Annotated in this window: 14 protein-coding genes; 6 read left to right on the forward strand and 8 right to left on the reverse strand. The window is 59.3% G+C overall.

Annotated features, from left to right (window positions below; genetic code table 11):
* The first annotated feature begins 286 nt into the window (after positions 1–286).
* Entirely contained in the window at positions 287–943 is a 657-nt protein-coding gene (locus tag JZX88_RS04650; protein WP_065115892.1) for an invasion associated locus B family protein, read from the forward strand.
* Positions 944–1033: 90 nt separating this feature from the next.
* Here the strand turns inward: JZX88_RS04650 and hspQ are convergent, their stop codons facing one another.
* From hspQ to JZX88_RS04670, 4 genes are all read right to left on the reverse strand, one after another.
* A complete protein-coding gene (hspQ, locus tag JZX88_RS04655) occupies positions 1034–1363 on the reverse strand; it encodes a heat shock protein HspQ (protein ID WP_003523419.1) in 330 nt (109 codons plus the stop codon).
* A gap of 102 nt (positions 1364–1465) precedes the next feature.
* Positions 1466–2386 carry a DMT family transporter gene (locus JZX88_RS04660; protein WP_110757011.1) on the reverse strand — a complete coding sequence of 307 codons (921 nt, stop codon included), beginning with the start codon at positions 2384–2386 and terminating at the stop codon, positions 1466–1468.
* A gap of 99 nt (positions 2387–2485) precedes the next feature.
* Positions 2486–3895, reverse strand: a complete 1410-nt coding sequence (gene glnA, locus JZX88_RS04665) for a type I glutamate--ammonia ligase (RefSeq protein WP_065115890.1) — start codon at positions 3893–3895, stop codon at positions 2486–2488.
* 71 nt (positions 3896–3966) lie between these two features.
* Positions 3967–4305, reverse strand: coding sequence for a P-II family nitrogen regulator (locus JZX88_RS04670; RefSeq protein WP_003515720.1), 339 nt, complete (start codon positions 4303–4305; stop codon positions 3967–3969).
* A gap of 89 nt (positions 4306–4394) precedes the next feature.
* Between JZX88_RS04670 and JZX88_RS04675 the strand changes: the two genes are divergently transcribed.
* Together JZX88_RS04675 and JZX88_RS04680 are read left to right on the forward strand one after the other, a co-directional pair.
* Complete coding sequence (locus JZX88_RS04675; RefSeq protein WP_206912736.1) at positions 4395–4553, forward strand: hypothetical protein; 159 nt, start codon at positions 4395–4397, stop codon at positions 4551–4553.
* Positions 4554–4663: 110 nt separating this feature from the next.
* On the forward strand, positions 4664–6139 hold the full coding sequence (locus tag JZX88_RS04680; protein WP_206912737.1) for an NAD(P)H-hydrate dehydratase: 1476 nt from the start codon (positions 4664–4666) through the stop codon (positions 6137–6139).
* Between the two features lie 276 nt (positions 6140–6415).
* Here the strand turns inward: JZX88_RS04680 and JZX88_RS26420 are convergent, their stop codons facing one another.
* Both JZX88_RS26420 and JZX88_RS04690 read right to left on the reverse strand, forming a co-directional pair.
* Positions 6416–7456, reverse strand: a complete 1041-nt coding sequence (locus JZX88_RS26420; protein WP_065115888.1) for a GlxA family transcriptional regulator — start codon at positions 7454–7456, stop codon at positions 6416–6418.
* Between the two features lie 272 nt (positions 7457–7728).
* Entirely contained in the window at positions 7729–7947 is a 219-nt protein-coding gene (locus tag JZX88_RS04690) for a DUF1127 domain-containing protein (protein WP_065115887.1), read from the reverse strand.
* A gap of 239 nt (positions 7948–8186) precedes the next feature.
* Here JZX88_RS04690 and JZX88_RS04695 point away from each other — a divergent pair, with 239 nt between their 5' ends.
* Positions 8187–9125 carry a LysR family transcriptional regulator gene (locus tag JZX88_RS04695; RefSeq protein ID WP_174029578.1) on the forward strand — a complete coding sequence of 313 codons (939 nt, stop codon included), beginning with the start codon at positions 8187–8189 and terminating at the stop codon, positions 9123–9125.
* 54 nt (positions 9126–9179) lie between these two features.
* Here the strand turns inward: JZX88_RS04695 and JZX88_RS04700 are convergent, their stop codons facing one another.
* Positions 9180–10100 carry a methylenetetrahydrofolate reductase gene (locus JZX88_RS04700; protein ID WP_206912738.1) on the reverse strand — a complete coding sequence of 307 codons (921 nt, stop codon included), beginning with the start codon at positions 10098–10100 and terminating at the stop codon, positions 9180–9182.
* A gap of 88 nt (positions 10101–10188) precedes the next feature.
* Positions 10189–10965, reverse strand: coding sequence for a formyl transferase (locus tag JZX88_RS04705; protein WP_142859367.1), 777 nt, complete (start codon positions 10963–10965; stop codon positions 10189–10191).
* A 192-nt stretch (positions 10966–11157) separates the two neighbouring features.
* Here JZX88_RS04705 and JZX88_RS04710 point away from each other — a divergent pair, with 192 nt between their 5' ends.
* Entirely contained in the window at positions 11158–11319 is a 162-nt protein-coding gene (locus JZX88_RS04710; protein ID WP_004442283.1) for an entericidin A/B family lipoprotein, read from the forward strand.
* Positions 11320–11427: 108 nt separating this feature from the next.
* Positions 11428–12192, forward strand: coding sequence for a phosphodiester glycosidase family protein (locus tag JZX88_RS04715; protein ID WP_110757219.1), 765 nt, complete (start codon positions 11428–11430; stop codon positions 12190–12192).
* The last annotated feature ends 47 nt before the right edge of the window (positions 12193–12239 follow it).

Below are 12239 nucleotides of genomic sequence, written 5' to 3' on the forward strand. Positions count from 1 at the left end.
TCCGTCCGATATGTGGACCTGACCGGTTTATCGTCATGATTCTGGCAGATATGTAGCACACGGACATTGCATGACCCATGCGAGGGCGGGAAATCTTGGGTCAGCTCAAGAAAAAGTTAAAGAAGTGCTGGATATCGCCGCGATCGGCATGTAACAGGGGGACCGGAAGAGACGGGTCACGCATTTGCCTCATTTAAACGACAGTTGAACGGGCAGAAGGATACCGCCATCGGCGAACGGGACCTTGCGGTCCGGTTCTGGCAGACATTCAGGAGACGGAACTCTTATGATGCAAAAGGCAAACACATTCACCCGGACGGCTCTGTCCGCTCTGGTCCTCTCTCTGGGCGCGGTTTCCGCTCCGGCCATCTCGCAGGCGCAGGATGCTGCTCCCGCCGCTCAGGGCGCCGGCGCGCCGCCGCTCGGCTGGTTCAAGACCTGCTCCAAGCAGGAAGACAACGATGTCTGCGTCGTGCAGAACGTGGTTCTTGCCCAGAACGGCCAGATGATCACCGCTGTCGGCCTCATCACCGTTGAAGGCAAGGTCAACCGCAAGCTGCTGCAGGTCTCCGTCCCGACCGCGCGTCTCATCCCTCCGGGCGTTGTGATGCAGATCGACGGCGGCAAGGGCCAGAAGCTCGACTACGCCGTTTGCCTTCCCGACAAGTGCACGGCCGAAGTTCCGCTGACGGACGCCATGATCGCTTCGCTGAAGAAGGGCAACGAGGTGGTCTTCACCTCCATCAACTTCCGCCGCGCGCCGAACCCCATCAAGATCGCACTCACCGGCTTCACCGGCGCTTTTGACGGCCCGGCCATCTCGCAGTCGCAGCTTGCCGAAAGCCAGCGCAGCCTGCAGGAAGGCATGCAGAAAAAGGCCGAAGAGGCTCGCAAGAAGCTCGAAGCCGCGCAGGACGCCGCCAAGGGCGCGCCGAAGCCCTGATCGCTTCGGGAACATCAAGAATGACAAAACCGGTCTGGCGACAGACCGGTTTTTTTATGCCCTGGGAGGGGTGGGTATTTCGGACAGGCGTTAATGCGCCGTCGACATTTTCGGACGCCATTCGCCGTTCGGCGCCTTGTCGAAGATACGGCCGATATTGGGGTTTCTCAGCGGCGTCTCGTTTTCGTCGTGAACCAGGTTCTGTTCCGAAACATAGGCGACATATTCCGTCTCCTCGTTTTCGGCCAGAAGATGGTAGAAGGGCTGGTCGCGATCCGGCCTGATTTCCGCAGGGATGGCGTTCCACCACTCCTCGGTATTGGCATATTCCGGATCCACGTCGATCACCACACCGCGGAACGGAAACACCTTGTGGCGGACGATCTCGCCAAGCGTGAATTTTGCGTTTCTTTGTTTCATGGCATGAACTTCCTTTCCCACTAATAGTTGGGGGCGGAATGCGAAATATCAAGGGCTAGGGGTATCCGGCCAATTTTGCACGTTCCGTGCACGCGTTCGAATTCAGGCCTTTCGGCCGATCGGTGCTGTTGCAATGACCACACCGCCGGTTACGAGGACGATGCCGATGGCATGGTAGGTCTCGAAGGTTTCACCGAGGAACAGCGTGGCCATGAGGATAGAGACCGGCGGCATCATGTAAAGCGTGATACCGGCCGTGGCGGGGCCGAAGGCGCGCACCGTGTGGGTGAAGCAATAAAAGGCCAGAAGTGAGGCGAAGAGGATGATGCCGCCGATCTTTGCCCATGCCATCGGCGTGGCGGGCAGCATGCCGCCCTGCGCCAGTTCGAGAGCCGCCGGTGGCAGAAGCACCAGCGCGCCCGAGAGCGCGATCAGGCCGAAAAGGCTGAAGGATGCCATCTGTCGCGCCGCCGGATCGCGCAGCAGCAGCGAATAGACGGCAAAGGCGATGGCCGCCGTCAGTATGGCGAAATCGCCGATGTTGAAATTCATGTGCCACAGAGCGGACAAATCGCCCTTGAGCACGATGGCCGCCACACCCGCAAAGGCGATGACCATGCCAACCACTTCGAGCTTTCTGATGCGACGGCCCTGAAAAATGCGCTGGAACAGGATGATGAACAGTGACGAGGTGGTGTAGATCAGCGTGCCGTTGGCGGCGGTCGTCATGGTGAGACCCCAATAGACCACACCGCCGCAGATGCCCATGCCGAGAATGCCGAGAACGAGCCAGAGCAGCGTTTTGTCGCGCAGGAAGGCAAGGCAGTTCCGCCAGTCGGCGATCATGAAGGGGGCGATGATGAGGGTCGATCCGGTCCAGCGGATGAAGGCGGCGATGAAAGGCGAGACTTCGCCGACGACGCCACGGCCGAAAATGACGTTGCTGGAGAAAAAGAACGGCACCGCCAGAAAGATGAGCCAGTCCGTGAGGCGCGTTTGCTGAGAGGCTGGCTTGTTCGACATTCTTCGCATTTAAGGCTTGGCTTCAAAAGAAAACGGCGGCTTTCCATGGAAAACCGCCGGAATGATGGAGCGCCCCGAGGGGAGCGCTCCAAGGGCCGATCAGGCCGAGTAGTACATGTCGAATTCGACCGGATGCGGGGTCATTTCGAAACGCATGACTTCCTGCATCTTCAGCTCGATGAACGAGTCGATCTGGTCGTCGTCGAACACGCCGCCGGCCGTCAGGAACTTGCGGTCCTTGTCGAGGCTTTCCAGCGCTTCGCGCAGCGAGCCGCAGACGGTCGGGATCTTCTTCAGTTCCTTGGCGGGAAGGTCGTAAAGGTCCTTGTCCATCGGCTTGCCGGGGTGGATCTTGTTCTTGATGCCGTCAAGGCCGGCCATCAGCATGGCCGCAAAACCGAGATAGGGGTTCTGGGTCGGATCCGGGAAGCGGACTTCGACGCGCTTTGCCTTCGGGTTGGAGCCGAAGGGAATACGGCAGGATGCGGAGCGGTTGCGCGCGGAGTAGGCAAGCAGAACCGGCGCTTCATAACCCGGCACCAGACGCTTGTAGGAGTTGGTGGTGGGGTTGGTGAAGGCGTTGATGGCCTTGGCGTGCTTGATGATGCCGCCGATGTAATACAGGCAGTTTTCCGAAAGGCCGGCATATTCGTCGCCCGCAAACGTCGGCTTGCCGCCCTTCCAGATCGACTGGTGCACGTGCATGCCCGAGCCGTTGTCGCCGAAGATCGGCTTCGGCATGAAGGTTGCCGTCTTGCCATAGGCATTGGCGACCTGGTGCACGACATACTTGTAGATCTGCATCTTGTCGGCGCTGGAGACCAGCGTGTCGAATTTCACGCCCAGCTCGTGCTGTGCGGCAGCCACTTCGTGGTGGTGCTTTTCAACGACGACGCCCATCTCGGCCAGAACCGTCAGCATTTCGGAACGCATGTCCTGCAGGCTGTCGATCGGCGGAACCGGGAAATAACCGCCCTTGACGCGCGGACGGTGGCCGAGGTTGCCGGTCTCGTAATCCGTGTCGTCGTTGGACGGCAGTTCGGAACTGTCGAGCTTGAAGCCGGTATTGTAGGGGTCTGCCTTGTACTTCACGTCGTCGAAGACGAAGAATTCAGGCTCGGGGCCGACGAAAACGGTGTCGCCGATACCGGATGCCTTGAGATAGGCTTCGGCCTTCTTGGCGGTGCCGCGCGGGTCGCGGTTATAGGCTTCGCCCGAAACCGGGTCGAGAATGTCGCAAAGGACGACCAGGGTGGACTGGGCGAAGAACGGGTCGATATGGGCGGTGGCCGGATCGGGCATCAGCACCATGTCGGACTCGTTGATGGCCTTCCAGCCGGCGATCGAGGAGCCGTCGAACATGACGCCATCGGCGAACATGTCTTCGTCCACACAGACAATATCCATGGTGACGTGCTGCAGCTTGCCCTTGGGGTCGGTAAAGCGCAGGTCCACGAACTTGATGTCGTTATCCTTGATCTGCTTCAAGATATCGTTTGCGGTCGTCATTTAAACGTTTTCCTTGAGTGTGATGATGACGAGGTGAAAACCCAAGCCTCCCCGGCTCGGGACGTTCTTGATTATATGGCGTCCACGCCTGTTTCACCGGTACGGATGCGGATGACTTCCTCGACGTTGGAAACGAAAATCTTTCCGTCGCCGATACGTCCGGTCTGCGCCGCATTGCGGATCGCCTCGATGACGGCTTCCGCATTCTCGTCCGCCAATACGACTTCGACTTTCACTTTCGGCAAAAAGTCCACGACGTACTCTGCACCGCGGTAGAGTTCCGTGTGGCCCTTCTGACGACCAAAGCCTTTTGCTTCCGTGACCGTGATTCCCTGAAGTCCGACTTCCTGAAGGGCTTCCTTCACTTCATCGAGCTTGAAAGGCTTAATGATCGCTTCGATCTTTTTCATGAGAAAATATCTCTCCGCTTCTCCCGTTAAAGCAGGTTCTTCCCGCTCTGCCACAAGAATGCACGTATTGTGCCAGATCGGAAGCGGGCTTGAAGAAAAAACTTCGCTCCCCCGGCTTTCCGGCACAAAATGCATTCGCTTTTTGCGGTTTTCCGGGGGATTTCTCGCGAAAATCCGAAAAATCCATGAGCATTTCTGTTGATTTGTATTATTTTAGCAATTCTGAATATTTTGAGTTCCGGCGCTGATATATTGGTCTGATGATTATATTTTATGCATTTGACTATAATTCATTCACGGCTATCTGCTTATTTTTGTATCGATTGCCTTTTCGGCGTTTTGAAGGGATGATCGCGCCATGATATCCCCTTTGCAGCTCTTCCTGATCGATCCCGTTGTGATGGCCCGCATCGATGCTGCGGCGGGGCAATCCGGCATTCCTCTTTATGATCTGATGGAGCGGGCGGGCCGGGCGGTCGCGGCGGCTGCCCTGCGTCATTATCCGCAGGCGCTGCGCTTCGTCGTGCTGTGCGGCGGCGGCAATAATGGCGGCGACGGCTACGTGGCCGCACGGGTGCTTTTGGAAAGCGGGGCTGCGGTTGCGGTTCATCATCTCGGCGATGCCGCCGCGCTCAAGGGCGATGCGCGGACGGCGTTCGAGCGGAGCGGGGTCGCGCCGCTGCCGTTTGGCGATTATGTGCCCGTTGCCGGCGACGTGGTGATCGATGCGGTTTTCGGGGCCGGCTTGTCGCGTGATATTCCCGGAGAGCTTGCCGGGGTGATTGCGGCGGTAACAGGGGCGGGCGTGCCTGTGCTTGCCGTCGACCTGCCTTCCGGCCTCTGCGGCCGGCGGGGCGTGCCTCTCGGAGCATCGTTCAGGGCGGAGCGGACCGTGACCTTCATGGCGCGCAAACCCGGCCATCTGTTGATGCCGGGGCGCGAGCTGTGCGGGGCGCTTGAGGTCTTCGATATCGGCATTCCCTCCCGCATCCTTGTCGCGCACGCGGGATCTGTGGCGGAAAACGACCCGCTTGTCTGGCGGGAGGCCTTGCCCCGCGCCGATATGGAAACGCATAAATTCCGTCGTGGTCACCTCACCGTGTTTTCCGGGCCGGCCCATGCGACGGGCGCAAGCCGCATGACGGCGCTTTCGGCGCTGAAGGCGGGGGCGGGCATCGTTACCATTGCCGCCCCGAAGGCAGCGCTCGATGTGCTTTCAGTGACGCTGACGGCGGTGATGAACACGCCCATGGATAATGGCGATGATCTGCAGGACTGGTTGGACGACGGGCGCCACGGCAGTTTTGTCATAGGTCCGGGTTTCGGTGACCTCGAAAAAGCGCGGCAATTTGTGTCTCTGATTGGTGATAAGTCCGTCGTGCTGGATGCCGATGCGATCACGGCGTTCAGGGATCGCCCGGAAGCCCTGTTTGAACGGATCACATCCGGCACGGGTAAATTCGTGCTGACGCCGCATGAGGGCGAGTTTGCGCGGTTGTTCCCTGACCTCGCCACCGGGTCGGCGCTGAGCAAGATCGAAAAGGCACAGGCTGCTTCGGCGCGCAGTGGTGCGGTGCTGGTCTACAAGGGTGCGGATACGGTGATTGCCGCGCCGGATGGCCGGGCGCTGGTCAACACCAATGCCCCGGCAAGCCTTGCCACGGCGGGTTCCGGCGATGTGCTTGCCGGTATCATCGGGGCGCTGCTGGCGCAGGGAACGCCCGCTTTCGAAGCGGCGGCCGCCGGTGTCTGGCTGCATGGGGAGGCGGGACAGAGGGCAGGGATCGGCATGACGGCGGAGGATCTCGCCCATGCGGTGCGGCCGTTTGGCTGAGTTCCCTCTGATGGTGTTGGGGTAGGGATTTGGGTCGAGTTTCTGCGGGCAGCTAGCAGCTCGCTGAACTTGTGGTTTTTGGCACAGTTCCATCATCCGTACTCCGTCACCCCGGACTTGATCCGGGGTCCAGCGCGATCAAGTCCTTGATCGCTAAAGACTCGTCCCACGGCGTAGACGCGCCGTGACTGGATGCCGGATCAAGTCCGGCATGACGGAGGTGCTTTGTCTTCGATCTGCCTGCCATCGTGCCCGAGGCTTTTTAAGGCCGCGTCTTCAATGCGCGGCTTTGCCACCCTGGCTCGCCATCGCCATTCGCGACGCACTGATCAAGAGCTTGCGTTCGGCGCGTTCCTGCTGCGGCGTGCGATTGTAGATTTCGCGATAACATTTGGAGAAATGTGAGGCGGAGACGAAACCGCAGGCGACGGCGACTTCGACCACCGGCATGGCCGATTGCACCAGCAGGTGACGGGCGCGGTCGAGACGGATTTCGAGATAATAACGGGCAGGCGAGCGGCCCATTTCCTGACGGAAGAGACGTTCCACCTGTCGGCGCGACAGATCGGCGGCATCGGCGATATCGAGCAGCGACAGCGGCTCGGCGAGATTGCCTTCCATCAATTCGATGATCGACAGGACCTTGCTGTTCTGCACGCCGAGGCGGGCGCGCAGTGGCAGGCGCTGGCGGTCGTTGGGGCTGCGCACCCGGTCGGTCAATTGCTGTTCACAGACACGGTTGACGAGGTTCTCGCCGAAATCCTGCCCGATCAGGCTCAGCATCATGTCCAGCGACGCCGTGCCGCCGGCGCAGGTGTAGATGTTGCTGTCGACTTCGAAGAGATCGGCATAGACTTCCACCTGCGGGAAGGCCTCGGAAAAACCCGGCAGGTTCTCCCAGTGGATCGCGCAACGCTTGCCGTTCAAAAGGCCGGCCTGCGCGAGGATATGGGCGGCGGTACAGAGGCTGCCGATGGCGATGCCGCGATTATAGGCTTCGCGCAGCCAGGCGTTGACGGACTTGTTGATGTGCTGATCCACATCGATGCCGGAACAGATGATCGCCATCTCCGGGCGATTTTCGCCGCTGACATAACGCCGCTCGTCGGCAAGACAGGTATCGGCCTCGAGACAGATACCACTGGACGACATGACCTTCTGGCCATCGAGCGAAGCGATGCGCCATTCATAGGCCTGATAGCCCAACATTCGGTTGGCGATGCGAAGCGTTTCAACCGCTGCGGCGAAGGGCAGCATGGTAAATTGCGGAATGAGAAAAAAGACGATTGAGCGTTTCTTCTGGGAGTTCTTGCTCATTTGCCCGTGCTCCGTTGCGAATACGCAATTCCTCTCTTGGAATTGGTCTTCTGGATGTCCTGTTTACGACATCTTTAACGAAAAATACGCCTTGGAATCGGGGCTGTCAAAAAATCGCTTTTGAAATATGCAAAATTTACGACAAGCCTTTTAAAAAGGCGTTGTGTCGCATGTAAAACAGGCAGGCCGTTTTGCGCCGTTGCCGGGGTGTTCTGGGATTGGCCGGAGATGGCTCGCAGGTGTCGAAACGGCTGCGAGCCATGGGCTGGTCGTCATTTGCGGATGACGCTTATGCGATTGTTGTCTGTCGTCGGCCATCCGATATCCTTCAGTGTTTCAGGCGGCAATGCCTCCAGTGCGCGAAGCATCCTTGCGCGACGCCATGATGCGTAAGCGGCGGAAACATGGCTGGACAACCGATGCAGCCAGCCGCCGGACGAGGGGCGGTGCGTGGAACGGTTCGCCGCCGGAAGATAATGTATCATGGTCATGTCTTGATCCTTTCCTGAACCACGATCGGTTTGCGATGTCGATATGCGCCTGCATATTCCATCAAACAAGAGAATGAATTTTATGTCATTCATCAATCATACGAATGATTTCCAGGTGGCCTTGCCGGATGTGTCCTGCTTCCCGTGTGGGGCCGCGTCGCACTTCGGCGATATGTCTTCCGGTCCTGTTCATTCGATGTCCGTGATGGTGCGCGCTTGTTGACATTCAATCAAACGAAATGATATCCATCTATAAATCAAAATATTTGAAGGTACGTGCCATGACCGTGACTTTCCGCCAACCGCTGCCGTTGCTGGATAACGACATATTGAGAACCTTCGTCGCCATTGCGGAAACGGGAAATTTTTCCACCGCCGCTGAAGTGGTGTTCAGAACGCCGTCAGCCGTTTCCATGCAGATCAAGAAGCTCGAAGAGCAGCTGAAGACGACGCTGTTCCTGCGAGATGCCCGCTCGGTGACATTGACGGCGCATGGGGAGACGCTTCTGACCTATGCGCGCCGTATGATCGCGCTGTCCAACGAAGCCGTGTCGCGTTTCGTCATGCCCGAGCTTTCCGGCGTGGTGCGTCTCGGCGCGCCGGAGGATATTGGGGAGCGTGGCCTGTTGCCGGGCATTCTCAAGCGTTTCGCCGAGGCTTTCCCGGGCATCATGATCGATGTCACCATCGATTCCAGTTCCAATCTTTACAAGCGCATGGACGAGCAGCGGCTTGATCTTGCCCTCGTCAACTGTGCCTCGCATCCCTTGAGGGACACCGGCGAGGTGCTGATGCGCGAGCGCCTCGTCTGGGCCGGGGCCAAATGCGGCACCGCCTATCTGCGCGATCCGCTGCCGATCTCCATCTGGGAAGAGGGTTGCATCTGGCGCTCGGAAGCGATCCATTCGCTGGAAAGGCGCGGGCGCAATTTCCGGGTGGCCTATCTCAGCGGCCATACGATGGCGCAGCGCGCGGCGATTGCCGCCGATCTCGCCATCGCGCCGCTGCCGCGGTCCTATGTGCAGAACGACATGGTCATTCTGGGCGACAAGGAAGGATTGCCGGAACTTGGCTGTTTCGATATCCGCCTGATCACCGGCGACAAGCCGTCGCGTCCGGTGCTTGCGGTTGCGGAAAGCATTCGCAATGCCTTCGTAGAGGCCGCCAAGGCTGCGTGACAGGGCAGGTGCCCGAGCGGCGGCGCCATGGCCGGGCAGACGGGCGTGGTGTCGTCAAACCGCCAGCGAATCCGGCGGTGTCGAACGGGACGTGTTTCCGGTTTGCCAGCTTCCGCGTTTGACCAGCCAGTCGGACGATGTCTGCAATCCGCCAAAGGGGAAGACGTGAATTTGCCGGATGGCCCCCTGCGGGTTGGCCTGCCAGTGCTGTTCGATCGGCCCGACGATGCTTTCCGGCGAATGCCCCTTGGCCAAAGTCGTGAGCGACAGCGCATTCTTCCTGAGATAGGCGATGGAATTGCCGACGCCGCAAAGTGCGGCATATTTCAGCAGCGTCGTGATCTTGGCCGGGCCGGAAACACCGATATGCACCGGCAGGTCGATGCCTGATGCGGCAAGCCCTTCCGCCCAGGCAATGAAGCGTGCGGGGTCGAAACCGAACTGGGTGACGATGCGCATGGTGGCATCGCTTCTTTCGGCAAAATCGCGTTTCAACCGCATCGCCGTCAAGGCCGTCTCCTCGCTGAAATCGGGACTGCCTTCCGGGTGGCCGGCAATTGCGATCCGGCTTATTCCATAACGGTCGAAGATACCGGTGGAGAGCATGTCCATGCTGGAGGCGAAGGGACCGGCCGGCCTGTCGACACCGCCGCCGACAACCAGCACATCCGATACGCCGGCTTCACCTGCCAGCCGCTTTACCTGCTCCTCAAATTCCACGCGCGAGGGGATGCGCCGTGCCGCAAGATGCGGCACAGGTTCGTAACCGAGATCGCGCAGATGTCTTGCCGCATCAACCAGCCTTTCCTGCGAGGCTGCGCCGGTGTCGGTCAGATAGACGCGTACAGCCTGCGGAAAAAGACCGGCCAGGCTGGCTGGGCCGAGCACCTGCGCGGGTGAGGCTTCAATGGAGGCGGGGATGATGGAAGAGGCGGAAATATCGGGCAATTTGTGCTTGATCCTTTTTATTATCATGCACCGATTTTGCGGCGAAGTCTGTGCCTGTTGCGGCAAGACAGCCCTGCATCTGCGACGAAGCTTGGCAACGGGGTGCGGCGCGGGGTCACCAGATCCGTTTCGTCAGCCCGTTCCACAGCCAGGTCCAGATCGTCGGCGGAAAGCGCAGCACCGATTTTCCCGGTGAGGGTGGCTGCGGCGCGAGGCTGCCGGAAAGCGCATCTTCGATGGCGTTGACGGCGATATCCACCGAGGCGGCGGTGAGAAGCAGCGGATAGGTGGCGATGGTATCGGCAGGCGATGGCTTCAGCCGTTTTTCATAAAGCGTGGCGCCGGTATCCACGCCCCTGTCGACCAGATGCACGGTCGCGCCGAAATTGCCCCGGTCTTTTTCCACCAGCGCCCAGTAACCGCCCATCTGGCCGCGATAGGCGGGATTGATGCCGGCGTGGAAATTGATGACCGGGCATTGCAGGGCCTGCAGCGTCGCCGGGCTCAGAAGACGGCAGGAAATGGTGAAGATCGCCGCCGGTTTCAGCAGATTGGCGGCCTTGTGACAGTCTTCATCGTTCAGCGAGGCAAATTGCGAGACGGGAATGGCAGGGTCAAGTTCGGCGAAGAGGCCGTGCCTGGCGATGATCTCCTGGCTTCTTCTAGCCGTGAAGCGTTTGCCGAGGCGGGATGCGACCATCGTCGCCATCTGGCCTGCGGCGACAATCCAGCCGAGCCGTCGCGCCCGGCGCCTGAGAATGGCGGATTTGCTTTCGGGTTGCTCCATGAAGACGTGGATATCCGGAAAGCGGGCGGCCAGTGCATTGATCATGACATTGGGGTTCGTGCCGCCTGCCGTCATCACCAGAAGCCGATTGTTGATGTCAGTCATATCACCCACGGGATTTTCCTAAACCATGATCCAGCCACGGAGTTTCCCTCGCGAAGCTCAAAACCCTGTTAATTTTCATCGACAGGAATTTTTGAAATGCCGCTGGAACCGATTTTCGGGACTCACGTTATTGTGACGCATATCACATCGGCGCTTGCCTTTGGACGGCAAGTCATAGGGGAGTAGTTTCAAATGATCACACGCATTCTTTCGACCGTTTTCGTGGCTCTGTTGACCGTCGTGACCTTGAGTTCCTGCGGCAACACCATTCGCGGCATGGGCCGGGATACGGCGAATGCCGTTGATGCGACGCAGGACGCCGGCCGCAGTGTGGACCGCGCCGCCCGCCGCTGACGACATCTCCCCTTAAAAAGTCCGGCGTCACCCTGAAACAGGGGTGGCGCCTTTTCTTTGACCGAATTTTTTTGCGAATGTTCGCCTGACGAGAATCACGGGGTGGGCATGAACGGATCGCTGAAGAGACTGGCAAGCTTGCTGCTGCCATTGCTGTTGCCATTTTCGGCTCAGGCCGGCGGGCAGGCGGATTTCTGCAGGAGCATGGACCATGCGGGTGGCCGTTATACCGTCTGCAGTTTCGATCCGGCAAGGAACACGATCCGGATTTATGACCGCGACCAGCTTTCCGGGCAGGGATACCGGACTTTCGCCGACCTGTCCTCCGCCCTGTGGCGGCAGCACATGTTCAGCATCTTCGCCATGAATGGCGGCATGTATCACTCCGATTATTCGCCCGTCGGTCTTTTTGTCGAAAATGGCGTGGAACGTTCGCCGGTCAGCACCCGCGGCGGCTGGGGCAATTTTCACCTTCTGCCGAATGGCGTGTTTTATCTGAAGGGCGCAAGCGCCGGGGTGCTGGAGACACAAGCCTATTTGGCGGCAGATCCGAAGCCGGATTTCGCCACGCAATCCGGCCCGATGCTGGTGATCGACGGCAAGCTGCATCCGCGATTTTTACCCGATAGCGACAGTCTGAAGCGGCGCAACGGCGTCGGTGTTTCCCGCGACGGCGTGGTGCATTTCGCCATTTCGGAAAATACCGTGCGCTTTTATGATTTCGCCACCCTGTTCAGGGATGTGCTGGATGCGCCCAATGCGCTTTATCTCGACGGCACGATATCAAGCGTCGATATTCCCGCGATGAACCGGCGGGATGCGCTGTTTCCCATGGGGCCCATCATCGCTGTCGTCGACAGGGTGCCGGATTAGAGCGCTCTTGCTTTTCCTCAAATCGCGAAATCGATCTAACCCTTTGT

Source organism: Agrobacterium sp. OT33 (assembly GCF_017313365.1).
Lineage (GTDB): Bacteria > Pseudomonadota > Alphaproteobacteria > Rhizobiales > Rhizobiaceae > Agrobacterium > Agrobacterium rhizogenes_A.